This window comes from Streptomyces sp. NBC_00414, assembly GCF_036038375.1.
Taxonomy (GTDB): Bacteria; Actinomycetota; Actinomycetes; order Streptomycetales; family Streptomycetaceae; genus Streptomyces.
Window position 1 is genome coordinate 9,461,646 of record NZ_CP107935.1, and the last position, 25,895, is coordinate 9,487,540.

21 protein-coding genes are annotated in these 25,895 nt (G+C 71.8%); 14 read left to right on the forward strand and 7 right to left on the reverse strand.

Annotated features, from left to right (window positions below; genetic code table 11):
- Positions 1 to 250: 250 nt before the first annotated feature.
- Positions 251 to 1,171: a LysR family transcriptional regulator gene (locus OHS59_RS40625; protein ID WP_328498335.1), complete on the reverse strand. Its 921-nt coding sequence runs from the start codon at positions 1,169 to 1,171 to the stop codon at positions 251 to 253.
- Between the two features lie 113 nt (positions 1,172 to 1,284).
- Here OHS59_RS40625 and mgrA point away from each other — a divergent pair, with 113 nt between their 5' ends.
- Positions 1,285 to 2,283: an L-glyceraldehyde 3-phosphate reductase gene (gene mgrA, locus OHS59_RS40630; RefSeq protein WP_328498336.1), complete on the forward strand. Its 999-nt coding sequence runs from the start codon at positions 1,285 to 1,287 to the stop codon at positions 2,281 to 2,283.
- Positions 2,284 to 2,458: 175 nt separating this feature from the next.
- On the opposite strand, the gene OHS59_RS40635 is transcribed toward mgrA, so the two are convergent.
- Positions 2,459 to 2,842: a nuclear transport factor 2 family protein gene (locus OHS59_RS40635; protein ID WP_328498337.1), complete on the reverse strand. Its 384-nt coding sequence runs from the start codon at positions 2,840 to 2,842 to the stop codon at positions 2,459 to 2,461.
- 388 nt (positions 2,843 to 3,230) lie between these two features.
- On the opposite strand from OHS59_RS40635, the gene OHS59_RS40640 reads away from it, so the two are divergent.
- The 4 genes from OHS59_RS40640 to OHS59_RS40655 all read left to right on the forward strand — a co-directional run bounded on the left by OHS59_RS40640 (position 3,231) and on the right by OHS59_RS40655 (position 7,855).
- A complete protein-coding gene (locus OHS59_RS40640) occupies positions 3,231 to 3,641 on the forward strand; it encodes a hypothetical protein (protein ID WP_328498338.1) in 411 nt (136 codons plus the stop codon).
- Between the two features lie 77 nt (positions 3,642 to 3,718).
- Positions 3,719 to 6,055: an ABC transporter ATP-binding protein/permease gene (locus OHS59_RS40645; RefSeq protein WP_328498339.1), complete on the forward strand. Its 2,337-nt coding sequence runs from the start codon at positions 3,719 to 3,721 to the stop codon at positions 6,053 to 6,055.
- 19 nt (positions 6,056 to 6,074) lie between these two features.
- Complete coding sequence (locus OHS59_RS40650; RefSeq protein WP_328498340.1) at positions 6,075 to 6,863, forward strand: hypothetical protein; 789 nt, start codon at positions 6,075 to 6,077, stop codon at positions 6,861 to 6,863.
- Positions 6,863 to 7,855 (forward strand): serine/threonine-protein kinase, encoded by a 993-nt coding sequence (locus OHS59_RS40655; RefSeq protein ID WP_328498341.1) that lies wholly within the window; start codon positions 6,863 to 6,865, stop codon positions 7,853 to 7,855. Before OHS59_RS40650 ends, OHS59_RS40655 begins: the two co-directional genes overlap by 1 nt.
- A gap of 80 nt (positions 7,856 to 7,935) precedes the next feature.
- Here OHS59_RS40655 and OHS59_RS40660 read toward each other — a convergent pair whose 3' ends face one another.
- Positions 7,936 to 8,580: a class I SAM-dependent DNA methyltransferase gene (locus OHS59_RS40660; protein ID WP_328498342.1), complete on the reverse strand. Its 645-nt coding sequence runs from the start codon at positions 8,578 to 8,580 to the stop codon at positions 7,936 to 7,938.
- A 30-nt stretch (positions 8,581 to 8,610) separates the two neighbouring features.
- The gene (locus OHS59_RS40665; protein ID WP_328498343.1) at positions 8,611 to 9,888 is read right to left on the reverse strand and encodes a streptophobe family protein; all 1,278 of its coding nucleotides are present in this window, start codon (positions 9,886 to 9,888) and stop codon (positions 8,611 to 8,613) included.
- A 163-nt stretch (positions 9,889 to 10,051) separates the two neighbouring features.
- Here OHS59_RS40665 and OHS59_RS40670 point away from each other — a divergent pair, with 163 nt between their 5' ends.
- The gene (locus OHS59_RS40670) at positions 10,052 to 11,347 is read left to right on the forward strand and encodes a DUF6777 domain-containing protein (protein WP_328498344.1); all 1,296 of its coding nucleotides are present in this window, start codon (positions 10,052 to 10,054) and stop codon (positions 11,345 to 11,347) included.
- Between the two features lie 31 nt (positions 11,348 to 11,378).
- On the opposite strand, the gene OHS59_RS40675 is transcribed toward OHS59_RS40670, so the two are convergent.
- Entirely contained in the window at positions 11,379 to 12,845 is a 1,467-nt protein-coding gene (locus tag OHS59_RS40675) for an esterase (protein WP_328498345.1), read from the reverse strand.
- A 286-nt stretch (positions 12,846 to 13,131) separates the two neighbouring features.
- On the opposite strand from OHS59_RS40675, the gene OHS59_RS40680 reads away from it, so the two are divergent.
- Positions 13,132 to 13,653, forward strand: a complete 522-nt coding sequence (locus tag OHS59_RS40680) for a DinB family protein (RefSeq protein WP_328499552.1) — start codon at positions 13,132 to 13,134, stop codon at positions 13,651 to 13,653.
- 45 nt (positions 13,654 to 13,698) lie between these two features.
- Here OHS59_RS40680 and OHS59_RS40685 read toward each other — a convergent pair whose 3' ends face one another.
- On the reverse strand, positions 13,699 to 14,907 hold the full coding sequence (locus OHS59_RS40685) for an epoxide hydrolase family protein (protein ID WP_328498346.1): 1,209 nt from the start codon (positions 14,905 to 14,907) through the stop codon (positions 13,699 to 13,701).
- Positions 14,908 to 15,141: 234 nt separating this feature from the next.
- Between OHS59_RS40685 and OHS59_RS40690 the strand changes: the two genes are divergently transcribed.
- On the forward strand, positions 15,142 to 15,624 hold the full coding sequence (locus OHS59_RS40690) for a VOC family protein (RefSeq protein WP_328498347.1): 483 nt from the start codon (positions 15,142 to 15,144) through the stop codon (positions 15,622 to 15,624).
- Between the two features lie 93 nt (positions 15,625 to 15,717).
- On the opposite strand, the gene OHS59_RS40695 is transcribed toward OHS59_RS40690, so the two are convergent.
- Positions 15,718 to 17,493, reverse strand: a complete 1,776-nt coding sequence (locus OHS59_RS40695; protein WP_328498348.1) for an ABC transporter ATP-binding protein — start codon at positions 17,491 to 17,493, stop codon at positions 15,718 to 15,720.
- A 273-nt stretch (positions 17,494 to 17,766) separates the two neighbouring features.
- On the opposite strand from OHS59_RS40695, the gene OHS59_RS40700 reads away from it, so the two are divergent.
- From OHS59_RS40700 to OHS59_RS40725, 6 genes are all read left to right on the forward strand, one after another.
- Positions 17,767 to 19,350, forward strand: a complete 1,584-nt coding sequence (locus OHS59_RS40700) for an ABC transporter substrate-binding protein (protein WP_328498349.1) — start codon at positions 17,767 to 17,769, stop codon at positions 19,348 to 19,350.
- Positions 19,351 to 19,352: 2 nt separating this feature from the next.
- Positions 19,353 to 20,309, forward strand: a complete 957-nt coding sequence (locus OHS59_RS40705; protein ID WP_328498350.1) for an ABC transporter permease — start codon at positions 19,353 to 19,355, stop codon at positions 20,307 to 20,309.
- Positions 20,306 to 21,205, forward strand: a complete 900-nt coding sequence (locus OHS59_RS40710) for an ABC transporter permease (protein WP_328498351.1) — start codon at positions 20,306 to 20,308, stop codon at positions 21,203 to 21,205. Before OHS59_RS40705 ends, OHS59_RS40710 begins: the two co-directional genes overlap by 4 nt.
- Positions 21,205 to 22,980: an ABC transporter ATP-binding protein gene (locus OHS59_RS40715; RefSeq protein ID WP_328498352.1), complete on the forward strand. Its 1,776-nt coding sequence runs from the start codon at positions 21,205 to 21,207 to the stop codon at positions 22,978 to 22,980. Before OHS59_RS40710 ends, OHS59_RS40715 begins: the two co-directional genes overlap by 1 nt.
- A gap of 251 nt (positions 22,981 to 23,231) precedes the next feature.
- Positions 23,232 to 25,247 (forward strand): CocE/NonD family hydrolase, encoded by a 2,016-nt coding sequence (locus OHS59_RS40720; protein ID WP_328498353.1) that lies wholly within the window; start codon positions 23,232 to 23,234, stop codon positions 25,245 to 25,247.
- On the forward strand, positions 25,244 to 25,894 hold the full coding sequence (locus OHS59_RS40725) for a TetR/AcrR family transcriptional regulator (RefSeq protein ID WP_328498354.1): 651 nt from the start codon (positions 25,244 to 25,246) through the stop codon (positions 25,892 to 25,894). Before OHS59_RS40720 ends, OHS59_RS40725 begins: the two co-directional genes overlap by 4 nt.
- Position 25,895: the final 1 nt, after the last annotated feature.

Sequence of the window (25,895 nt, forward strand, 5' to 3'; positions counted from 1 at the left end):
CCTTCCGGATCAAGCGCGTCGCTCATGCTAGTCACCGCACCTGGCGGACAGGACCGGCAGGGGGCTCATCACTCGCACGACTTCACTTCGTCGAGAAATGGCTACCTCGGCACCACTGTGTGGTAGATGAACTGAGTTGACGTCAACTGGGGGATGGCGTGCGGCAGTCGTCATTTTCATGTGCTTTGCCGCTCCCCCGTCGCGTTCGAAACTTCGTCACCTTCGATTCGGAGGGCGCATTTTCAGCCAACTAACCGCTGATCCTGGCCGACGAACCGACCGTCTCGTCGGCCAGAACCTCTGTGTCGAGCAGGGACATGAAGGCCCTCGCCGCCGGGCTGGTCGCCTCCGGTGGCGGCAGCATCGCGACGGTCTCGTACGGAGTGTCGGTGTCCGCCTTGAGCGGGAGGGTCGGGAGGGCCGGCCGCTTGTGGGCGAAGTGACGCGGTACGACGGCGATGCCGAGGCCCTCCTCGACGAGGTCGAGCAGGCTGTGCACGTCGTTCACCTCCAGGGTGACCGTGCGCTGCACACGCGCCGCCGCGAAGGCCGCGTCGGTGGTGCGGCGCGGCCCCCAGTCGGGGTGGAAGTCGACGAAGGCCTCGCCGCCCAGCTCGTGCGGGGTGACCGGGCCGCCGCCCGCCAGCCGGTGCGCGGGATGACAGACGACGGTCATCGGCTCGCGGGTCAGCGGCAGGCTCCGCAGCTGTTCCGTGTCGGCGCGGGTCGTCACCGCGAACGCCAGGTCCAGCCGGCCCGCGGCGACGTCCTCGGCGAGCGCGCCCGAGCCCGCCTGCCGCAGCCGGATCTCCACGTCCGGATGCCGTCTGCGGAATTCGGCCAGCAGCGGGGCCACGTGCACGCCGGCGATGCACTGCTCGGTGCCCAGCGAGAGCGTGCCCCGCAGCACCCCCTGTACGGCGGCCACCGCGTCGTGGGCCGCGCGGACCTGCGCCAGGATCCGCTCGGCCTCGGTCAGCAGGGCCCGTCCGGCCTCGGTGAGCGTGACGCGGCGGGTGGTACGGACGAACAGCGGCGCCCGCAGTTCGCGCTCCAGGGCGCGGATGGAGGCGGACAGGCCGGACTGCGACACCATGAGGCGTTCCGCTGCCCGGGTGAAGTGCTGGTCCTCGGCGACCGCGACGAAGTGCTGGAGATGGCGCAATTCCATGATTGAGAAGCGTATCCGCTGAATCCCATCCGATTCTCCTGTTGGACCGCTGCCCGTGGGGCAGGCGAGAGTGGACACCGGTCCACTCCGTACCGACCCCTCTGGAGAACGTGTTGTACACCGCACACACCGACCGCTACGCGGACATGCCCTACCGGCGCACCGGACGCAGCGGCCTGAAGCTGCCCGCCCTCTCCCTGGGCCTGTGGCACAACTTCGGCCCCGACCGGCCGGTGGACACCCAGCGCGCGATCCTGCGGCGAGCGTTCGACCTGGGCGTCACGCACTTCGACCTGGCCAACAACTACGGGCCTCCGCCCGGCGCCGCCGAGTCCGCCCTCGGCGAGGCGCTGAAGGCGGACTTCGCGCCCTACCGCGACGAGCTGGTCATCTCCAGCAAGGCCGGCTACCTGATGTGGCCGGGCCCGTACGGCGAGTGGGGCTCCCGCAAGTACCTGCTGTCCTCGCTCGACCAGAGCCTGAAGCGCATGGGCCTCGACTACGTCGACATCTTCTACTCGCACCGCCCCGACCCGGAGACTCCCCTCGAGGAGACGATGGGTGCCCTGCACACGGCCGTCCAGCAGGGCAAGGCGCTGTACGTCGGTGTCTCGAACTACTCGCCCGAGCAGACCCGTGAGGCCGCCCGGATCCTGGGCGAGCTGGGCACCCCCCTCCTCATCCACCAGCCGCGCTACTCGATGCTCGACCGGCGCCCCGAGGAGGAGGGACTCCTGGACACGCTCGACGAGCTGCAGGTCGGGTCCATCGCCTACTCGCCGCTGGACCAGGGGCTGCTCACGGGCCGCTACCTGGACGGCATCCCCGAGGGCTCGCGGGCCGCGAGCGACAGCCCCTTCCTCAGCGCGGACAAGCTGACCGAGGACCTCGTCGCCGATCTGCGCGCCCTGAACGACATCGCGAAGTCCCGCGGTCAGTCCCTGGCCCAGATGGCGCTGGCCTGGGTGCTGCGCGGTGGGCGGGTCACCTCCGCGCTGATCGGCGCGAGCAGTCCGCAGCAGCTGGAGGACAGCGTGGCTGCCACGGGGAATCTGGCGTTCTCGGCGGATGAGCTCGCCCGGATCGACGAGGTCGTTCAGCGCTCCGCCTGATCGCTCCGCGAAGCGCTTCGACGGGGGCGCGGTGATGGATCTGCGGGCCGGTGGGGGCCGGCCGCGCAGTTCCCCGCGCCCCCTGCGGGCCCCGCGCCCTTCACGGGCCCCGCGGGCCCTGATGGGCAGCGCCCCGGGCCCCTGACGGGCCGGGTGAGCGCGTACCGGATCAGGATCACCCCGCCGCGGGCACCCGGTCGAGGAAGCCGGACACGCTCCGTATCCGGCCGTCCTCGGCCAGGGAGATGACGTCGGACCCGGCGACGGGTGCCGAACCGTCCGCGGTGTTCACCAGCTCCCAGCCGAAGCGGGCGATGTCGTGGTGGCCGTCCACCGCGCCGGCCGGACGGAACACGAAACCGGGAAACTGCTCGTGGGCCGCGGCGATCACGGCCGCGACGGCGTCGTGCCCGCGGACGTCGGCGAGGGGGTCGGTGTATCCGCCGACCGTGCTCCAGGCGGCGGCCACCGCCTTCGCCAGGGCCTCGGCCCCGTCCGCGTTCCAGGCTTCGAAGTAACGGGCGACGGCGGTCTCGTACCGGTTCTCGTTCGCGGACATGGAAATCAGCCTCCATCGAGGGGCGTGGGGATTCGGTACCGCAACCATGCCGGGCCCCCCGGGACCGTCGATTACCTCGCGGGTAATGGGCCGCCGCGCGCGGATTCCGTACAGCTGGGAATTCCGTGCGGCCGGGGACGGCCCGAGCCGTTTCGGCCAACGAACGCCGTGAATATGCCAGGAGACTGGCCGGAAAGGCATGGTGACACTGAGTCAGGAGTGGCGATACTCGAAGGCTAGGGACATTCACCATTCACCACTCGACGAGCCCCCGGCGAACGGTCCGGAGAAGCCGAACCTCCTCGGAACAGCGCCACGGTGCACGCCAGAACGAGCCGCGCGAAAGAGAGGCCGACAGGCGGCGAGCGGATGCAATGGGGGAGTGATCGTGCACGACGAATTCCTGTGCCACGTCACCGCGTACGGAGTCTGTGGCGGAATGTGGGTCGGTGTACCGCTCGGCACCTACCGGGCGCCCACTCTGGCCCTGGCCATGTGGTGGTTACGGGACCGGGCGTCCTGGATCGCCGAGCGCCTCGATCCGAACCCCGACGCGCCCTACTTCCCGCCGAACTCGATGGCGCCCGTCGCGGGCACCACCCCCGATGTGCCAGGCCAGCTGCGCAGGTGGTGCGGCGACATCGCGCAACAGGAGCTCACTGCCGAGGAGTTGGCCGCCGGTCATCTGGTGCGCATCGCCACCAGTGACGAGACCACCGAGTACGAACTGCTCGCGGAGTCGGTCGACGCCCTGCGGATGCAGCGGACCCTGCCCTTCCTGTCGGTCCCCGCCGCCTGATCCGCCCGTCGCCCCCAGTGGCCAGGGCCCCACTCCCGCAGCAGGCGCATATACGGACGAATAGCTAGAATTCAGGCATGGGAGAGCGGTCTGCGGCGCCCGAACTCGTCCTCGAAACGGAGACGGGCTCCACGGTGATGACCCCGGACCACGCCTACCGCGTCGGCCGGGATCCGCTGTGCGACGTCGTCATCGAGGACGCCCGGGTCTCCTGGCACCACGCGGTCCTGCGGGCGGGCGCCGGCCACTGGACGCTGGAGGACGAGAACAGCACGAACGGCACGTACGCCGACGGCCACCGCGTCCACGAATGGGACGTCGGAGCAGGCAGCGTCATCCGCTTCGGCGCCGCCGCCGACGGCCCGTGCGCCGTCTTCGCCGACCGGCCACCGCCCGCCCCCGACCGGCCGTCCGTCGTGTCCGTGCCCGCCGCGACCGGCACCTTCCGGCAGCCCACCAGCGTGCGCCCGCTGCCCGCCCACACCGTCCGGATCGGCCGGGCCGACGACAACGACCTCGTCGTGGACGACCTGAGCGTCTCCCGGCGCCACGCGGAGCTGCGCGCGCTGCCGGACGGCACGTACGAGATCGTCGACCTGGGCAGTCACAACGGCACCTTCCTCAACGGGCAGCCCGTCACCCGCGCCCGTATCGACGGGGGAGACGTCGTCGGCATCGGCCACTCGGCGTTCTGCCTGGTCGGCGACCAGCTCCAGGAGTACGTCGACACCGGCGAGGTCTCGCTCGACGTGCAGGACCTGTCCGTCGCCGTCGACCGGGGCCGCAGGACGCTCCTCGACCGGGTGTCCTTCCCCGTCGGCGAGAAGTGCCTGCTGGCCGTCGTCGGACCCAGCGGCGCCGGGAAGTCCACGCTCCTCAACGCCCTGACCGGACAGCGCCCCGCCGACCGCGGCACGGTCCTGTACGACGGCCGCGACCTCTACCGGGACTACGCGGAGCTGCGCCGGCGCATCGGCCTCGTACCGCAGGACGACATCCTGCACGCCCAGCTGACCGTGCGACGCGCCCTCACCTACGCCGCCGAGCTGCGCTTCCCCCAGGACACCGCGAAGGCCGAGCGCAAGGCCCGCGTCGACGAGGTCATCCGCGAACTGGGCCTCGAACAACGCGCCGGGCAGCCCATCCACAGCCTCTCCGGCGGCCAGCGCAAACGCGTCAGCGTGGCACTCGAACTGCTCACCAAGCCCTCGCTGCTCTTCCTCGACGAACCGACCTCCGGCCTCGACCCCGGCATGGACCGCTCCGTGATGCACATGCTGCGCGGACTGGCCGACGACGGGCGGACCGTCGTGGTCGTCACCCACAGCGTGCTCAGCCTCGACGTCTGCGACCGACTGCTCGTCCTCGCGCCCGGCGGAAAGGTCGCCTACTACGGGCCGCCCGACGAGACGCTCGCCTTCTTCGGCTACGACCAGTGGCCGGAGGCGTTCGAGGCCTTCGAGCGGGACCACGACCGGGACTGGGCCGGCGACTACCGCGAGTCGATCCAGCACCGCCAGTACATCGTCGACGCCACCGCCCAGCCGCGCCTGCCCCAGGCCGCACCCGCCCCCGGCACGACCGTTCGGCCGCCCAAGGCACAGAGCTGGGGCTCGCAGCTGGGCACGCTGGTGCGCCGGTACGCCGCCGCGCTCGGCGCCGACCGCACGTTCCTCGCCATCATGATCGCCCTGCCCTTCGTGATGGGAGCGATGGCCCGTGCCCTGGCGGGCAGCAAGCTCACGCAGGAGACGGCGATGAACGCGCTGCTCATCCTCTGCGTCGGCGGAGTCCTGACGGGCGCGGCCAACGCCGTACGCGAACTGGTCAAGGAACGGGTGATCTACCAGCGGGAACGGGCCGTCGGCCTGTCCAGATCGGCGTACCTGATGTCCAAGGTCGTCGTCCTCGGCGCGGTCACCGTGCTCCAGGCCGTCGTCCTGACCCTGGTGGCACTGCTCGGCGTCGACCTGAACGCGCCCGGCGGCGAGGGAGTCGTACTGCCTCCCCTCGTGGAGATCACGGTCGCCGTCGCCCTGCTCGCCTTCACCGCGATGATGCTCGGGCTCCTCGTCTCCGCGCTGGTACGCAAGGAGGAGGTCACGATGCCGCTGCTCGTGCTCCTCGCCATCGTCCAGGTCGTGTTCTGCGGCGCGCTGCTGAAACTCGACGGTGTCCCCGGCATCGAGCAGCTGTCGTGGCTGGTGCCGTCGCGCTGGGCGCTCGGCGCCATGGCCGGCACCGTCGGACTGGCCAGGCTCGTGCCGGGCGACCTGACCGCCGACCCGCTGTTCGAGCACTCGGTGGGCGTGTGGCTGCTCAACATGGGCATGCTCGTCGTCCTCTCGGCCGTCTTCGGCTACGCGGTGGCCCGGCTGCTCAGACGGCACGAACCCGCGGTCATGCGGAAGTAGGGGCGGGGAGGCGCACGCGATGACGACGACCCCAGGCTTCCGTCCCACCCATGTGGTCCCGCAGGACGGCATGGCGGCCTGGGACGCCCCCGACCCGGCCTGGCCCACCGTGCCCCTCGACGCCCTTCTGCCGGTGCGGCTCGTCGAGCGGCGCGGTGACTGGGGGCACGTCGTCTGCGCGAACGGCTGGTCCGCGTGGGTCGACGGCCGGCTGCTGGTCGCCGTCCCGCAGGAGCCGCCCGTCGCCGGACAGCCGCTCGCCCGTACCGCCGACCCGCGTCCCCTGCTCGCCCGCGTCGAGGAGACGCTCGGCCGCTACCGGCGGCACGTCGAGGAACTGGCGGCCGGCCGCCTCGACGCCGAGGCGTTCCACGGCCTGACCCAGGGGATGCGGGTCGGGATCGTCGTCGAGGGGGAGGCCGTCTGGCTGTACGAGGCCGAGCACGAGCGGTGGGTGTACTGCGACGGCAGGCGGGTGAGCACGTACGCGACGGGGGCGCCGCCGTCCGCTGCCGCCGGACAGGGAGCCGGACCGTCCCCCGGGGGCGCGGCCGACCCATCCGCCGGGGCGCGTCCCGGCCGCCCGGTCGGCACCGGCGTGCCTTCTGCGCCTCCTCCCGACTCGGCGGCGCCGGGTGCGGGTCCTGAGCCGCCCGCCGGCGCGGGGCACGCGCCCACGCAGGTCGTGCGGGGGGTGCGACCCGCGGGGCCGGGATCTCCCGACGGGCAGGAGGGCACCCGGCACGCGCCGACCCGGCTCGTCACGGGTGACGGCGACGGCGACCGTCCGGGCGACGGAGACAGGTGATGCCGCACGACACGAGTCCGCACTCGGGGCGGCCCTCCGAGCTGATCGGCAAGCAGATCGCGGGCTACCGGATCGAGCGCGAGGTCGGCCGGGGAGGCATGGCCGTCGTCTACCGCGCCAAGGACCTGCGCCTCGACCGCACGGTCGCCCTGAAACTGCTCGCCCCGGAGCTGGCCCGCAACGACACGTTCCGCAAACGCTTCACCTACGAGTCCCGGGTGGCCGCCGCGATCGACCACCCCCACATCGTGCCGGTCTTCGAGGCGGGCGAGACGGACGGCGTCCTCTACATCGCCATGCGGTACGTGGCGGGCCGCGACCTGCGCCATCTCCTCGACAAGGAGGGGCCGTTGGCCATCACCGTGGCCACCCGTATCGCCGTCCAGGTGGCGTCCGCGCTCGACGCCGCCCACGACCACGGTCTGGTCCACCGGGACGTCAAACCCGGCAACGTCCTGGTCGCCGCGGGCACGGACAGCGACCACCCCGAGCACGTCTACCTCACCGACTTCGGCCTCACCAAGAAGTCGCTGTCCCTGACCGGCTTCACGACCGTCGGCCAGTTCGTCGGCACGCTCGACTACGTGGCGCCCGAGCAGATCTCCGGACGTCCCGTCGACGGCCGCTGCGACGTCTACAGCCTCGCCTGTGTCGTGTACGAGACCCTGGCGGGCGGGCCGCCCTTCCAACGGGACGACGACATGGCGCTGTTGTGGGCGCACCAGTACGACGTGCCGCCGGCGGTGTCCGGGAAACGGCCCGATCTCGCCGGTGCCGTCGACGACGTCCTGGCGAAGGCGCTCGCCAAGAGTCCCGATGACCGGTACGGGTCGTGTCTCACGTTCGTGGCCGCGTTGCGGTCCGCGGCGGTGGGGGGTGTGGCTGTCGGCCATGGGTCCACCCGGGGGGAGCCCTCGGCTGCGGGTGCGCCCGGGGTTCCGCCCTCGCCGCCGGGGTGGGCCGGGCCCGTGTTTCCCGGCTCGGTGGGGTGAGGGGGCCGCTTCGGCGGATTGCCGGGTGCGGGTTGGTGGGGCTCGCCGCGCGGTTCCCCGCGCCCTTTACGGGGCCGCCGTCAGTTCTTGCTCAGCAGCAAGTGGGCGTGCGGGAAGGGGCGTTCGTCCTGCAGCGGGGCTCGTACGAGGCGGGCCGTTTCCGTGAAGCCCGTTTCCGCCAGCAGGTCGCAGACGCGGTCCGGGGACCAGCGGTAGGCGAGCGCCACCTTGTGGTCGAAGGACTCCGCCAGCTCCGAGGGGTCGTCGTGGGCCTGGAACGCGAGCATCAGACGACCGCCGGACGCCAGGACACGATGGAACTCCGTGAATACGCGGGGCAGTTGCTCCGGCGGAGTGTGGATGATCGAGTAGCGGGCCAGCACACCGCCCAGGCTGTCGTCCGGCAGATCCAGCGCGGTCATCGAGCCCACCTCGAACCGCAGGTCCGGACGGGCCGCACGGGCGATGGCGACCATCTCCGGCGACAGGTCGACGCCGGACACGTCCAGGCCGAGCGAATCCAGCAGGGACGTCACATGGCCGGGGCCGCAGCCGAGGTCGGCCACCGGGCCGCCGCCGTCGGTCCGTACGAAGTCGGCGAACACGGCGAGCATCGCCCGGTCCAGCGGGAACTCCTCCAGGCCGTCGGCGAAGAGCTCGGCATAGCGTTCGGCCATCGCGTCGTAGGCCGTTCGGGTGGTGCGCAGGAAGTCTGGCTCGATCATGGATGCGTACCGTAGTACGACCCTCGGGCCTCACGCCCTCGGATTCTCCAACTCGCCGTGATGGCGCGTCCGGGAGGCGAGCAGCGTGCCCACGAAGCCGGTGGCCAGGCCCCAGAGCAGGGCGAGACCGAGTGCGCCCCACAGCCGAGGCCGGAGAAAGAGCTCGCCCGACAGGCCGCCGCCGAGGTCCCCGATGCCGAACAGCGACAGGCCGTAGTGGGCGTCGATCCGGCCCAGGAGGCAGACGGCGAGCACCGTGAGCGCGAGCGCGACGGCCATGTGCAGGGCGTGCCGCCAGGCCCGCACACGGGCCGGTGATCGCGAGGCCATCAGGAAGGCGACGGCCGGCAGGAGCACCGCGTCCACGGCCACGAGCCACCACACCCTGCCGTCCTGCTCGGACAGCGTGCTCAGATTCAGGGTCGAGAGGTCGGGCGTGCGCAGCACACTGTCCAGCACCTTGGGCATCGGCAGTCCGAACGGTCCCTCGACACGGCCGTCCCAGGTCGCGCCCAGACCGATCGTGAAGACGGGCCAGACGAGGTTCGGCAGCCCGAGGAGCACCACCGCGAGCGTCTGGGCGGCCTGCCCCCGGGTCACCGCCACCACCAGCGCGATGACCGCACCCAGGACGACGCACGCGAGCAGCAGCACGACCATGGCGTACGCGGCCGGGCGCACCGACTCCTGGAAACGCAGCAGCCGGGGCGGGAGCGGCGCCTTCGGGGAGACGAGCAGCGCGAGGACGAGGACGCCGGCCAGCCACAGCAGACCGAAGGCCAGCGTCACCGGCACGTCGGCCTCGAACCCGACCCGCGGCGACGAGGCGCCGAACAGGTCGCCGATGTCGGAGAGCGTGCCCTCGCCCAGGGAGACCGCGAAGGTCCGGCGGGCCGACAGCGCGAGAGCGGCCAGGGCGAGCAGCCACAGGACGGCGATCCGGCCCGCCCAGCCCGCCAGTTCGACCGTGCCCGCGACGGCCCGGTGGCGCAACGGCCGCAGGAAGCCGGCGGCGACGACCAGGGCTCCGGTCAGCGTCACCGAGAGAGGCATCACCGTCAGGCCCGCCCGGGTCTCGGCGACGGCTCCGGCGCTCCCGGCGAGGTGCACGGAACCGCCGACCGCCGTCACCACCGTCGCCGCGACGACACGCGGGAACGCGCCGTCGGGCAGGTCGGCGGCCCCCGCCGCCCACAGTCCGAGCGCGGAGACCACGAGCATGGCGATCAGCCCGGTGAGGACCGTCGCCAGGGCCTGGACCCAGCCGTGTCGGGACCTTGCCTGGTCAGAGGCTGTCTGGAAGCTCACCCTGCCACGCTAGGCAGGCCTCCGGCGGCGCGCCTGCCGGGAGGGCCGACCGCGTCCGCTTGCGGGCGGTACGGGACTCGAGCACACAATGGGCTCACTGTGGAATAAATCGGTATGAAGTGTGTGAAGTACCGCAGTGTCCCTACGCCGGGAAGAGGAGCTCGTGAGCGTCGAACCGCCGTCCTCCGGCCGTCCCACAGGACCGCCCTCCGGCCCCTTGTCGGGGCCGACCCGGCCGAGCCCACCTTCCGGTCCCTCCGGCGGAGGTCCGGGAAGCTCCGGGGGTTCCGGCGATTCCGGCGGTCCCGGGGGCCCAGGCGGTCCCAGCGGTTCCGGTGGACCCCGGCAGCCCGATCCGGGCGCGGGCGGTGGTCCAGGACGGCCCTGGTGGAAGTCCGCGCCGCGGGTCGCCCTCATCGCCGCCGCGGTCGTCGTCGCCGTGGTCCTGGCCGTCGTCCTCACCCGGCCCGACGGCACGACCACCGCCACGGGCTCGGACGGTGAGGTCTTCCTCCAGGCGGCGGGCAAGTCGGGGCCCGACCCGTTCACCGGGTCGACGGCACGGGACAGCTCCACCGCGCCCGTGACGCCCTCGCCCACGGACACCTCCGAGTCGGGCAACGCGACACGGGGCGTGGACGGTTCGGCGCCCGGCCTCTACGGCGGAACCCGCAAGACGGCAAGCTGCGACGTCGAGAAGCAGGTCTCTGCGCTGGAGCGGGCACCGGACAAGAACCGGGCGTTCGCCTCGGTGCCGGACCTCCGGCCCGCCGAGGTGCCCGCGTATCTGCGCTCGCTGACCCCCGTACAGCTGCGGATGGACACCCGCGTCACCAATCACGGTTACCGCGACGGCAAGGCCACGAGCTACCAGGCCGTCCTGCAGGCCGGCACCGCGGTCCTCGTCGACGACCGCGGGGTGCCCCGGGTGCGCTGCGCCTGCGGCAACCCGCTGCTGCCGCCGGTCGCGCTGAAGACCACACCCAGGACGACCGGTGACTCCTGGCCGTCGTACCGGCCGTCGAACGTCGTGGTCGTCTCGCCCGCGACGCAGGTCGTCAACATCTTCGTGATCTTCGACCCGGACAGCGGCGACTGGTTCACCCGGCACCAGGGCGACACCGGTGGCAAGGACCGGAAGACGGATCCTCCGGCGAACCAACCGTCCCCGTCGACGAGCTCCCTGCCGCCCTCGTCGGACTCCCCGTCCCCGTGCGTGTCCGTGCGGGACGGCGCGAGCGTGAAGCCGGGCGGATCGGCGAGCCCGTGCCCCTCGACCTCCTCGGTCACGCCGTCGTCGCCCTCCGAGGAGTCCGACCCGCCCTCGTCCGACCCGCCCGCGCCGGAGTCCTCCGTACCGTCCTCCGAGCCGGCGCCCGACGGCGCGTCCGACACGACGACGGAGTCGGCCGCGAGCCACAGCGTCCCGGAGACGGCCGCGACCTCTCCGGGACTGTGAGCGGATCCCGCCGAGGGGCGGGGGACCGGGGCTACTCGTCGATCGCGGCGCCGAAGGCGGCACCCACGTGGGGCGCGCCGAGCGTCTCGGCGCCGTACGTCCACGAACCCGAGGCCGTGATGCCGCCCGCGCCGGCCGACAGCACCCAGACGAAGCCGTCACCGGCGTTCTCGCCCGGTGCCGAGGCCAGCAGTCCGAAGCGGCCGTCCTTGTTGGGGTCGGTGAGGCGGACCTGGCCGCCCCACTTGTCGCCCTTCTCGGGGACACCGGGCACATCGGCGGAGTCCTGGTCCCACGACTTGGCACCCGTCGCGGTCAGGCCGCCGGACGCCCCGCGCAGCACCCACACCGCGCCCGCGTCGGCGACAGTGCCGATGTCCTCGCCCGCGGCGCCGATCGCCACGTCCGCGTAACCGTCCCCGTCCGTGTCCGCCACGGACAGGTCCGTGCCCCAGCCGTCACCGCGCTCGGCGGTGCCGGGGACACCCGGGGAGTCCTGCGTCCACCACTGGATCTCGTCCGCGGGCCCGTTCGGGCCGCCGTAGCGCACGCCGACCAGACCACCGGTCATGGTCTCGCCGCCGTCGTCGGGGGAGCTCGGCTCGCCGGTCACCAGATCGTCGTAGCCGTCGTTGTCGATGTCCCCGGACGCGGTGACCGGGCCGCCGCGCACATCCCGCTCGTACGTCAGCCCGTCCGCCTGCCCGGAGAGGTACGTGGACCAGCCGTGCCCCGGTTCGTCGCCGACCGTCACGCCCGAGACGACGAGGTCCGCGAAGCCGTTCTTGTCGTAGTCGCCCGTGGTCAGCGACTTGGGCAGGATGTGGCGCTGTTCGGCCCGGGCGGCGATCCGGGTGGACGAGCGCCGCTCCAGCGAGCCGGTCGCGGAGGCGTCGTAGGCGAACAGTTCCAGGTCGTCGTGGTCGAGGACGGCCAGCAGGTCGCCCGGTGTCTCGTTCGTGAAGTGCGCCGCGGCGAGCCCCGCACCGAACTGCTCGCCCGCGGTGGGCTCCTGCGTCTCAAGCCAGTCGCTGGCCGCACCGGCGAGGCCCGCCTCCGAGCCCCACAGGATCGCGACACCGCCCGCGTCCGCGACGGTCCCCAGGTCCTCGCCGGGGATGCCGACGATCGCGTCGTCGTACCCGTCCCCGTCCAGGTCGCCGGTGGCGACCGCCCTGCCGAAGCCGTCTCCCGCCTCCGCGGCTCCGGCGACGCCCGCCGTGGACTGGCTGAAGCGGGCGGCACCGGTCGTGCCGATGCCCCTCGACGAGCCGTACTGCACGGTCACGAGGCCCGCGCCCTTCGCGCCGCTGACGGTCGCGCCGGGGGCGCCCACCAGCACGTCCTCGTATCCGTCGCCGTTGAAGTCGCTGTTGCGGTCGCCTGCGCGCGTGCTGCCGGGTGTGCCCGCGTACGCGGACGGGGCGGCGGCGATACCCAGTCCCGCAAGCAGAAGAAATGATGCCGCAGCCAGTGCTGTGGAACGGTTTTTGCGCATGAGTCGGCTCCTGAAGAGAAGAACGGCTGGGCAGCGCGGGGGTGACCGAAAAGGGCCAGTTCCTTGTTCGGCACCCTGTTTGACGCCCCATGGTGCCCGAGGGTTGTACGGGAGTTTCGAGGCCGTTCGCCCGGAGGACTCGGGCGGGAGGTTCGGCTGGAATCGCCGGAAGGAAATTCGGTGGCGGATCTCCGACGGACCGCCCATGCTCCAGCGCATGGCCGATGCCCTTGAACCAGAGCCGAACGATCAGGCACAGCCCGAGCGGAACTTCGGGTGGTGGGACATGTTCGTCCATCCCGACGAGGACCCGCGGACCGACGACGAGTTCGTGGGGGAGCGGGACACGCTCGTCGGGTATCTGCGCGACAGCCGGCTCACGTTCGAGCTGAAGTGTGCCGGGCTCGACGCGGAGAGCATGGCGAGGCGTTCGGTGGAGCCCTCGAACCTCTCGCTGCTCGGACTGCTGCGACACCACGCGAGGGTGGAGCAGGGCTGGTTCCGGCGCGTGATGGCCGGTGAGGACGTGGCGCCGCACTACCGCACCGAAGAGGACCGGAACGCGGACTTCAACGGCGCGGTGCCCGACCCCGAGGTCGTGGCCGAGGCATGGGAGACCTGGCGGGCCGAGGTCGCCTTCGCGGAACGGTTCGTGGAGAAGGCGCCCGATCTCGACCTGCCCGGCAGCGACCCCGACGAGCCGGTCACGCTGCGCGTGGTGCTGGTCCACATGATCTCGGAGTACGCGCGGCACAACGGCCACGCGGACTTCCTGCGGGAGCGCATCGACGGACGCGTCGGTCAGTAGGGGACGCGTCGGTCAGCAGACCGGGCGGGCGCATTCGTTGTCGGATCAGCTCGCGCTGCCGCCGTCCCGCCGCAACTGGCGGAAGAACGCCCGTACGTCACCGACGAGCAGGTCCGGCTGCTCCATCGCCGGGAAGTGCCCGCCGCGGTCGAACTCCGTCCAGCGCACGATGGAGTTCGTGCGCTCCGCGTGGTGCCGCAGCGGAACGAAGTTGTCCCGGGGGAAGACGGCGAGGGCGGTGGGCGCGGTCGACGGCAGTGCGAGCGCGTTCTCACCGACGGCGTGCGCGCGCTCGTAGTAGACCCGCGCGGACGAACCGGCCGTGCCCGTGAGCCAGTACAGCATCACGTTGGTCAGCAGCCGGTCCCTGTCGACCGCGTCCTCGGGGTACTCGTCCGAGTCCGTCCACTCCTTGAACTTCTCGGTGATCCAGGCGAGTTGGCCGACGGGCGAGTCCGTGAGCCCGTAGGCGAGGGTCTGCGGCCGCGTCGACTGGATGTCGGCGTAACCCTGCCGTTCGCGGGTCCACTCCTGGTTGCGCCGCCATGAGGCGAGGGTGCGTTCGCGTTCTCCGGGGCTCAGCGCGGCCAGCTCCCCGGGGGCCGGCTCGGTGGTGGCGTGGGCGCCCGGCAGCAGATTCAGATGGACGCCGATCACCCGGTCGGGGTGGGTGCGGCCCAGCTCGCGGGAGATCGCCGCGCCCCAGTCGCCGCCCTGGGCGGCGAACCGCCGGTAGCCGAGCCGGTCCATCAATACGGCGAACGCGGCGGCGATACGGCGGTACTCCCAGCCGGTGTCGCGGGTGGGCCCGGACAGGCCGAACCCGGGAATGCTCGGCACCACCACGTGGAAGGCGTCGGCGGGGTCACCGCCGTGGGCGCGCGGATCGGTCAACGGGCCCACCACATCGAGGAACTCGGCGATCGAGCCCGGCCAGCCGTGCGTGACGATCAGCGGGGTCGCGTCCGGCTCGGGCGACCGGATGTGCGCGAAGTGGATGTCCGCCCCGTCGACGACCGTCGTGAACTGGGGCCACTCGTTGAGCCGGGCCTCCGCCGCGCGCCAGTCGTAGGAGTGCCGCCAGTACTCCGCCAGCTCTTCGAGGTAGGTCCGCGGGATCCCGTAGGCCCAGCCCACGCCCGGCAGCTCGTCCGGCCATCGCGTCAGGTCCAGGCGCGTGTGCAGATCGTCGAGGTCGGCCTGGGGGAAGTCGATGCGGAAGGGCAGGACGCCTTCGCCGTGCGGGGAGCTCATGGCGGATCATGCTAGTTCCGTGGCCGGGCCCGGGCAGGTGAATAAACCCGTGGTCACGGCCGTCCCGGACGCCGTCACCGTCCCGGCTGCGGGCGAACTACGACGACACCGGTGCCACCCGTCCGAGTCACTCCTCCGAGTCACCCGTCCGGAATCCCTGCCCGCGCCACCGATGAGTTCGGCGTCGAGGATCGGTCGATACAGATGACAGCGTTCCCGCTCCAGGAGGTACCCATGAGCACCGACGGATTCACCACGTGTCTCTGGTTCGACGGCCGGGCCGAGGAGGCCGCGAACTTCTACGTCTCGGTCTTCAAGAACTCCGCGCTGGGGAAGGTCGTCCGGGCCACGGAGGCCGGGCCCGGACCCGCCGGTTCCGTCGTCACCGTCGACTTCGTGGCCAACGGCCAGAAGTTCGTCGGGCTCAACGGCGGACCGATGTTCAAGTTCTCCGAAGCCGTCTCGTTCCAGATCGACTGTGCGGACCAGGCCGAGGTGGACCACTACTCGAACGTGCTCATCGAGGGCGGCGGCGAGCAGGGCCCCTGCGGCTGGGTGAAGGACAGGTTCGGGCTTTCCTGGCAGGTCGTGCCGGGCAGGCTGATCGAGATGATCAGCGACCCGGACCAGGAGAAGGCGGCCCGCGCCACGGCGGCGATGCTCAAGATGCACAAGCTCGACATCGCCGCTCTGGAGAAGGCGTACGCCGGGGAGTGAGGCGCCCGGCACCGCACGCAGGCCGCCTCCCCCGGGTCCGGAGAGGCGGCCTGACCGCCGTCGGCCACCCGGTCCCGGACAGGCGCCCCGGGCTCAGGCGGGCCGGCTGTCACCGTGCAGCGCCGTGTAGGCACCCGCGCGCAGCATCAGCTCCTCGTGCGACCCGATCTCCCGTACGGCGCCGTCCCCCATCACCACGATCCGGTCCGCGCCCCGGATCGTCGAGAGCCGGTGCGCCACCACGAAGGTGGTCCGCCCGCGCACCAGGCGGGCCAGGGCCTGCTGGACGAGCGCCTCGGACCGCGTGTCCAGCGCGGACGTCGCCTCGTCGAGGATCAGCACGCGCGGATTGCGGATGAGGGCCCGCGCGATGGCGAGGCGCTGCCGCTGACCGCCCGACAGCCGTGCTCCGTGCTCGCCCACCAGGGTGTCGAGCCCGCGCGGCAGCCGGTCCACGAACTCCAGCGCGTTGGCGTCCCGCAGCGCCGCGCGCACGGTCGCCTCGTCGGCGTCCGCGTCGTCCATGCCGTACGCGACGTTCTCCCGCACGGTTCCGTCGAACAGGATCGACTCCTGCGGCACGACCGACACGAAGCGCCGGTACGTCCGCAGGTCCAGGGCGTTCATGTCGGTCCCGTCGAGCAGGACCCGGCCCGAGGTCGGCCGGATGAAGCCGATGACGAGACTGAGCACCGTGGACTTCCCGGCGCCCGACGCGCCGACGAGCGCGATCGTCTCGCCCGGCGCCACGGAGAGGCTGAAGTCCCGCACGGCGGGCCGGTCGGCGTCCTCGTACGCGTATCCCACCCCCTCGAACTCGACGGCTCCGCGCAACGAGTCGAGCGGCGCCTTGCCCTCGTTGTCCTCCAGTTCGGGGGCCTGCAGCACCTCGCCGACGGACCGTACGGACTCCAGGCCCTTGGTGATGACCGGGGTGAGCCCCGCCAGGGTGGTCGTGGAGTTGGTGAGCGTGGTCAGGAACGCGCTCAGCATGACGACGTCACCGGGGGAGACGGCCCACACGCCGTAGTACGAGACCAGGGCGGCCCCGGTGAGGAAGACGACTCCGATCATGTTCAGGAACACCCAGGCCAGCGAGGCGAAGCGACCGTTGAGGAGGTCGAGGCGCAGCCCCGAGGCGAGCACCTTGTGCAGGGTGCCGTCCATGCGGCGCAGGGCCTTGCCCTCCAGACCGTGGGCCCGGGTGACCGAGATGAGCCGGGTCATCTCCGTCACCCGCGAGGACAGGTGCTCGACCTCGTGACGGAAGTCCTCGTTGTGGACGCGCAGCCGGCCCCGCAGCCGCGCCACGAGCAGCGCGGCGACGGGAACCACACACAGGAACACGGGGACGAACTCCGGTGTGCGCACGGCGATGATGATCAGCCCGCCCGTGAGCACGGTGACCGCGCCGAGCCCGGTCTCCGCGGTCTGCTGCACCATCTGCTCGACCGTCTCCACGTCACGGACGACCTTCGCCTGGAGGACGCCCGCGCTGACGCGTGAGTGGTAGCCGATGGAGAGGTGCTGCATACGTGTGCACAGCGCGGACCGCAGGGCCGTGCCCATGCGGCGCACGCTGCCGTAGAGCAGCCGCACGTACAGCAGGTGCAGCGGCATGTTGACCACCAGGACGAAGAGGATGACACCGGCGCTGAGCCAGAGGTCACCGATCGGTCCGTGCCGCACGACCGTGTCGATGATGGTCGCGGTGATCAGGGGCAGCAGCCAGACCGGGCTGTGCTTGACGGTGAAGACGAGGAACGCGGCGGCGAGCCGCCACCGGTCGGCGCGGAACAGGTAGACGAGGGTGCGTATCGGATGCTCGCCGCGGTAGCGGTGGTCGAGCGGTTTCTCCCACGAGGCCATGTCGGCCGTCCCTCCCCAGGGAGTCGTGAACACGGGGCAAGCGCTTTCTCCCCATCCCTCGATCACCTACACCCGGCGCGGCCCGCCATCAGCCGCCGCTCGCCCGCGCACTCCTCCGGCCGCCTCTCCGGTCACGTAACAGCTCGGTTTCCGACGTAAATTTCCGCGGTCCGGGGGTTGGCGGAGACCTGTCGGCTGGTTATCGTTCACGCACTTCACTCAATCGTTCGGCTGAACGAATAGCGAACGAATAGCGAGAGGGACGGTCGGCCCATGCCCGACATCCACCACCCAGGACGGCGCTCCGTCCTTGCCGCGGCAGCCGCCGGCAGCGCGTCGCTCGGTGCGTCCTGGCTGCTCACCGGCTGTACGGGCGCCTCGGCCGCCCCCGCCCTGCCCGAAGGCGCGAAGGCGGGCACCCCCGACCGCGGCGGAACCCTCCGCATAGCCCGGCCGCCCGCCTCCGAGGCCGAGACCCTGGACCCGGCGAGCGCCCTGTCCGCGTACGAATACCTCGGCGCCCTCTACAACCGGCTGGTCCGTATCGGCGGAGACGGCGATCTGGCGCCCGACCTCGCCGAGTCCTGGGAGCCGGACGCCAAGGCGCGCACCTGGACCTTCCGCATCCGCAAGGGTGTTGCTTTCCACGACGGCCGGGAACTCACCTCCGCGGACGCCGCGTACACGCTGCGCCACATCCTCGCCAAGGAGACGGCGTCCCCGCAGGCCGCCGTCCTCGCCCCGCTCATCGACCCGGCGAAGCTGCGCACCCCCGACGCCCACACGCTCGTCGTGCCGCTGAAGAGCCCCAACGCGGAGTTCCCGAGCCTCCTCACGCACTACAACTGCTATGTCATCCCGGACGGCAGCGCCCGCGGCATCGGCCGCACCGGCATCGGCACAGGGCCCTTCAAGCTGGAGTCCTTCGCCCCCGCGGGACCTGGCCGGATCACCGCGTTCAAGGACCACTGGGCGGGCCGCCCGGTCCTGGACGCCATCGACTTCTACTCCGTCGCCGACATGTCGGCCCGCTCGAACGCCCTGCTCGCGGGCCAGGTCGACCTCCTCTCGCAGACCAACCTGGACTTCGCGACCGCCCGGGTCGTCGCCGCCTCCGACCGCGCGACGATCGCCCGCGTCGAGAACGCCCAGTGGTACGTGCTGCCGATGCTCACCACGGAGAAACCCTTCACCGACGTACGCGTCCGGCAGGCGATGAAGCTGGCCTACGACCCCGAGCACGTGGTGAAGGTCGCGCTGCAGGGCGCGGGCACGCCCGGCTGGGACAACCCCGTGCCGCCGAGCGACCCCGCCCACCTCGGCGCCCATCCGAAGCACGACCCGGAACAGGCCCGCCACCTGCTGAAGAAGGCGGGCCAGGAGGGGCTGACGGTCGACCTCTACACGTCCTCGTACGACCCGATCTTCACGCCCATGGCGCTCGCCTACCAGGACTCGGCCAAGCGGGCCGGGATCCGCGTACGGGTGAAGACGGCTTCGGCGGACTCGTACTACACGCAGATCTGGATGAAGAAGCCGCTCATGGCCACCTACTGGTACACCGGCAGACCCGTCGACCAGCTGTTCACGCAGGTCTTCCGCGGCGGCTCCTCCTACAACGAGACCGCCTGGTCGGACAAGGCGTTCGACGCGCTGCTCGACCGGGCCCGGCAGGAGACCGACGATGAACGCCGGCGCGAACTGTACGGCGAGGCGCAGACCTTCGTCGTCGAGAAGGGCGGGGCGATGACCCCGATGTTCGCCGACCGGCTCGTCGGCATCTCGCGGAAGGTACGCGGATACGCGGAGCACGGCTTCGAGTTCGACTACCTCGGCATCGGCCTGAAGGGAGCCTGACCATGCTCTCCTTCATCGCCCGCCGCGTCCTCGCCGCCGTGGGCACCCTCGTCCTCTCCTCCGTCCTCGTCTTCCTCGCCGTCCAGGCCCTGCCCGGCGACGTCGCCACCCAGGTCCTCGGCAAGGACGCCACCCCCGACGCGGTCGCCGCCCTCCGCGAGAAACTCGAACTCGACCAGCCCGCCTGGGAGCGCTACGCCGACTGGATCGGCGGCGCCGTCCACGGTGACTTCGGCCTCTCCCTCGTCTCCGGCAAGGCGGTCGGCGGCGAAGTCTCCATGTACCTCGGCAACTCCGCGCTCATCGCCCTCGTGACCGTCCTGTTCGCCGTCACCGGCTCGATCGTCCTCGGCATCGTCGCCGGCCTGTACCGCGACCGCTGGCCGGACCACCTCATCTCGACGGTCAGCCTGATCGGGATGAGCGTCCCCGAGTTCGTGGTCGCCACAGTGCTGGTGCTCTGCTTCTCGGTCGCCCTGCCCCTGTTCCCGGCGGTCGTCCTGTACGGCCCCGAGGCGACCGTCGGCCAGCTCATGCCCGCCGTATGGCTGCCCGCCCTCGCACTCGCCGTCGTCATGGCCGCCTACATCGTCCGGATGGCCCGCACCTCCGTCATCGACGTCATGGCCGGCGAGTACGTGACCACGGCCCGGCTCAAGGGCCTGTCGACCTGGCGGGTCGTCACCCGGCACGCACTGCCGAGCGCCCTGCTGCCGACCCTGCACGTCATCGCCCTGAACGTCGCCTGGCTCGCGGGCGGAGTCGCCGTCGTCGAGAACGTCTTCAACTACCCCGGCATCGGAAAGCTGATGCTCGCCTCCGTCCAGAACCGGGACCTCCCCGTCATCCAGGCCATCGCCCTCATCAGCGCGCTCGTGTACGTCGTCTGCAACCTGGCCGCCGACCTCGGCGCCATGGCCCTCAACCCCAAGCTCCGTACGCGCGGGAGGACCCGATGACCACCCTCGACACCCCGGCGGACGCACCCGCGGCCCCCGCCGCACCACCGTCGGCCGCGGCCCGCGCCTGGCGCACCGTGCGCTCCTCACGGGCCGCCTCCGTCGGCCTCGCGATCGTCGCCGTCCACGTCCTGATCGCCCTGCTAGCACCCCTCCTCACCTCGTACGATCCGATCGCCAACAACGCCGATCAGGCGCTCCTGGGCCCCAGTTGGAGCCACTGGGCGGGCACGGACCAGTACGGCCGTGACGTCCTGGCCCGCGTCCTGTACGGCGGCCGGTACGCCATCGGCGTCTCCGTCGCCGCGACCCTGGTGACCCTGCTGGTCGGCACGGTCGTCGGCTGCGCGGCGGCCCTGCGGGGCGGCTGGTTCGACGATGTGCTGGGCCGCGTCCTCGACGCGGTGCTCTCGGTGCCGTCGGTGCTCGCGCTCCTGGTCATCGTCACCTCGCTGGGCACGGGCCCGTCGGTCATCGTCCTCGCCATCGCGGTCGTGTACGTGCCCCAGGTCGTACGGGTCGTACGGGGCGCCGCCCTCGCGGTGGCACCCGCCGACTACGTGACCGCCGCAAGGGCCCGGGGCGAGGGCACCCTCGCGATCCTGCGCCGCGAGATCCTGCCGAACATCACCGACGTGGTGTGCGTCGAGTTCGCGATGCGGGCCTCGTGGGTCGTGCTGCTGATCTCCTCGCTGTCCTTCCTCGGCTTCGGCGCCGACCCGCCGACCCCTGACTGGGGCCTGATGGTGGCCGAGAACCGCACCGCCATCACCGTCGTCCCGATGGCGAGCCTCGCACCGATCATCGCCCTGGCCACGCTCGTGGTCGGGCTCAACCTCGCGGCCGACGGCCTGTCCAAGGCATGGGGCGTCGACCGGATCAGGGAGGGGTCCTGATGACCGCCGCCGTCGTATCGGTGAAAGCGCTCGTGTCCGTCAACTCGCTGTCCGTGGCCTACCGTTCGGGCGGCCGTGACGTGCCCGTGGTGAGCGGGGTGTCCCTGGAGGTACTGCCGGGCCGAACCCTTGCCCTGGTCGGCGAGTCGGGCAGCGGCAAGTCGACCGTCGCGGCCACGCTGCTGGGGCATCTGCGGCACGGCTCGCGGGTGACGGACGGCTCGGTGCGGATCGACGGAGCCGACGTGTTCACCCTGCCCGCACGGGAGTTGAGACGCCTTCGCGGCGGCACCGTCGCCATGGTCGCGCAGAACGCGGGCCACGCCCTGACCCCCTCCATGCGCATCGGACGCCAGATCGCGGAGGCGGGCGGCGACGTACCCGTCGTGGACCTCCTCGAACAGGTCAGGCTGCCCCGCCCCGCCGAACTCGCCCGCCGCTACCCGCACGAACTCTCCGGCGGCCAGCAGCAGCGCGTAGCCATCGCCATGGCCATCGCCGCCCGTCCCAAGGTCCTCGTCCTCGACGAACCGACGACCGGGCTCGACGTCGTCACCCAGCGCGGTGTCCTCGACCTGATCGGCGCGCTGCGCGACGAACTCGGCCTGTCCGCCGTGCTGGTGAGCCACGACCTGGGGGTCGTCGCGCACATGGCCGACGAGGTGGTTGTGCTGCGGTCCGGCCGGATCGTGGAGGCGGCCCCGACGGCTCGGCTCTTCACGATGCCCCAGGACCCGTACACCAGGCGCCTGTTGGCGAGTGTGCCGCGCCTCGACGACGAAGGGCTCGCGCGGGTGGGCGAGGAGGGCGAGCGGGAGGTGCGCCCGAAGGACGTGATCCCCGACGGCGCTCCGGTCGCCGTGGCGGCCCGGGACGTCACCGTCGACTACGGGTCCAGCCGTGCCGTGGACGGTGTCTCCTTCGACGTCCGGCGCGGTGAAGTCCTTGCGCTGGTGGGGGAGTCGGGGAGCGGGAAGTCCACGCTCGCCTGGACGCTGGCGGGGCTGCGTACGCCGTCCGGCGGGACCATGACCCATGGGTCGGGCCAGCGGGCGGGCCATGGGACGGATTCCGGGCCGGGCGACCTCGCCCGGCCCGCCGGGAAGCGGCCCTTGGCGCTCCGGCGACGGGTCCAGCTCGTCTTCCAGAACGCCGACACGTCACTCAACCCGCGCCGGTCCGTCGGTGACGCGGTGCGGCGGCCGTTGCGGTTCTTCGGCACGACCGACTCGCGTGCCGAGACCGCCGTGCGGGCCCGGCAGCTCATCTCCGACGTGCGCCTCGACCCCGCCCTCGCCGAGCGGCTGCCCGCGCAGCTCTCCGGCGGGCAGCGGCAGCGGATCGGGATCGCGCGGGCGCTCGCGGGCGAGCCGGACGTACTGATCGCGGACGAGATCACGACGGCGCTCGACGTGTCCGTGCAGGCCGACGTCCTGCGGCTGCTCGACGATCTACGGCGGGAACGGGAGCTGGCCTGTCTGTTCATCAGCCACGACCTGGCCGTGGTGCGGGGGATCGCCGATCGGGTGGTCGTGCTGTGGAGGGGTGTGGTGGTGGAGGAGGGTCCGACCGACTCGGTCTTCTCCGAGCCCGGGCATCCGTACACGCGTCAGCTGATGGCCGCCGTGCTTGAGCCTGATCCGGAGGCGCGGGTTGTTGGGGGGCCGGTGCCTCAGTGGGTGGACGCGGCGGAGGTGGGTGACCTGTGGGTCACCGATGACGGGGTTGCCCCTGTCGGGGGGCATCGGGTGCGGCGGTGGCGGGCGGTGGGGTGAGGGGGCCTTGTTTCGCCCCCGCCGCCCCTACCCGTCCCGTCACGTACTCGGGGGCGCTGCCCCCGAACCCCCGGTCCTCAAACGCCGGACGGGCTGTCTCCTAGCCCGTCCGGCGTTTGAGGACGAGCGCGTCAGCGCGATACGGGGGCGAGGGGGCGCAAGCCCCCATGCGGGGACGGGAACGGGTAGGGGCGGCGGGGGCGAAGAAGGCCACCCACTCCCGTGAGCCAAGCAACAAGGAGCGAGCCAAGTTGAAATACCGCGAGCACTTCGACCGGCAGGTCACGGTCGAGGACGTCTGGATCCCGACCAGGAACGGCCACACCCACCTGCACGCCCGCATCTGGCGCCCCACGGACGCCGACACAGCCCCCGTCCCCGCCCTCCTCGAATACCTCCCCTACCGAAAGACCGACTGGACGGCCCCCCGGGACGCCCAACGTCACCCCTGGTACGCCGGCCACGGCTACGCCTCCGTCCGCGTCGACATCCGAGGCCACGGCGACAGCGAGGGCACCCCCGGCGACGAGTACGACGCACAGGAACTCGCGGACGGCGTCGACGTCGTCAACTGGCTCGCGGCACAGCCCTGGTGCACCGGCAAGGTCGGCATGTTCGGCATCTCCTGGGGCGGCTTCAACGCCCTCCAGATCGCCGCCCTCGCCCCGCAACCGCTCAAGGCGATCGTCACCGTCTGCTCGACGGACGACCGCTACGACAACGACGTCCACTACATGGGCGGCGCCGTCCTCGGCGTCGACATGCCGGCCTGGGCGGGCACGATGCTCGCGTTCGCCTCCCGCCCGCCGGACCCCACGAGCGTGGGCCGGGACCGATGGCTGCCGATGTGGCGCGACCGCCTCGAAGCACTCGAACCCTTCCTCCACACCTGGCTGGCCCACCAGCAGCGCGACGACTACTGGAAGCACGGCAGCGTCTGCGAGGACTACTCGGCGATCGGCGCGGCGGTCCTGGCCGTCGGCGGCTGGAACGACCCCTACCGCGACACCGTGCTGCGGCTCGTGGAACACCTCCCCGAGAACCGCGTACGGGGACTCGTCGGACCCTGGTCGCACCAGTACCCGGACCGCGGCCTGCCGCCAGGACCGGCGATCGGCTTCCTCCAGGAGACCCTGCGCTGGTGGGACCAGCACCTCAAGGACGAGGACACCGGCGTCATGCGCGAGCCGCTGCTGCGCGCCTGGCTCAACGACCCGGTCCCGCCCGCGACGTCGTACGACGTGATGCCGGGGCGGTGGGTCGGAGAGAGCAACTGGCCGTCGCCCAACGTCAGTTGGGACACGCGGCCTCTCGGGCGGAGCGCCGGCCCCGTCCTCGTGCGGTCGCCCCAGCACACCGGTCTCGACGCCGGACGGTTCTTCCCGTTCGGCAACGCGAGTGATCTGCCGCCCGATCAGCGTGAGGAGGACGGCCGTTCGGCCTGCTTCGACTCCGAGCCGCTGGAGGAGAGGGTCGAGATCCTCGGGCGCCCGCGCGTGCGGCTCCGCCTCGACAGTGCGACACCCCGCACCCATGTCATCGCCCGGATCTGCGACGTCGCCCCCGACGGCTCGTCCACCCTCGTCACCCGCGGTGTCCTCAACCTGCTCAGCAGGCACGGGCGGGACCGGGCCGTGGAGTGGAACCCGGGTACGTACGAGACGGTGGAGTTCGAACTCAATGGGGTGGGGTACGGCTTTCCGCCGGGACACCGTGTCAGGGTCGCCGTCTCCGACACCTACTGGCCCTGGGTGTGGCCGCACGGCGGGCGCGGTGAGCTGACCGTGCTGCCCGCCGAGAGTGCCGTACTCCTGCCCGTGCGGGACCCCGCGTCCGACGAGGGCAGGGCGCCCGTCCGTTTCGAGGAGCCCGAGCAGGCCGTGCCGCTTGCCGTCGAGCACGAGCGGGCCGCCGATCCGGGGCCGGAACGGCTGGTCACGCACGATGTCGCCAAGGGCGAGTGGACCCTGGAGGTCGACCCCAACTACGGCGGATCGAGGATCTACCCCGACGGACTGCGCTACGAGGAGAGCGCCCGGGAGACGTACCGGATCCTCTCCGACGACCCGCTGTCCGCGCGGGCGGTCTCCGAGTGGGCGATCCGGCTGCGGCGCGGCGACGACTGGGACGCTGAGATCATCACGCGTACGGAGCTGCGGGCCACGGCCACGGAGTTCATCATGGACAGCCGGATGGAAGCCCGGGCGGACGGAGAGACAGTGGTCAAGCGCGCATGGCACCGCACCACCCCGAGGACGTCCGCGTGAGGGCCGCGAAGACGCCCCGCCGTGCGGTCGCCGCGGCCGACCGCACGCGCCAGCCCACCGAGGTCCGCCGCCGGCTCATCGTGGAGGCGGCCGTCCCGCTCATCGCCGAGCGCGGCTACGCCTCCGTGGGCGTACGGGACGTCGCCGCCGCGGCGGGCGTGTCCGTCGGCACGGTCACCTACCACTTCGGCAGCGTCCAGGAGATCCTCTCCGAGGCCATGGTGCTGAACATCGAGCGCTATTACGCGGCACTGAACGAGGCCGCCGAGGAGGCGGACGGCGGCGCCGAGGCCCTGCGGCTGCTGATCGACGCGCTGTTCACGGAGGACACCGACCGGCACTGGCGGATGTGGTTCGACTACTGGAGCGCGGGCGACCGCGACCAGGACCCCGAACAGGCCTTCGCCGGCGGCCAGGCCAAGCGGTACGAGGACTGGCACGGGCAGATCCGCGTACTGGTCGAACGGGGCGTCGCCGACGGCGAGTTCGTGTGCGCCGACCCGGCCGGTTTCACCGTCCGCTTCGCCGCCCTCTCGGACGGCCTCGCCCTGCAACGGCTGCGGCAGGCTCCTCCGCTCAGCACGGAGGACGCGCGGCGGCACATGTACCGGCTGGTCGAGACGGAGCTGGGGACCGGCGGACGCTGAT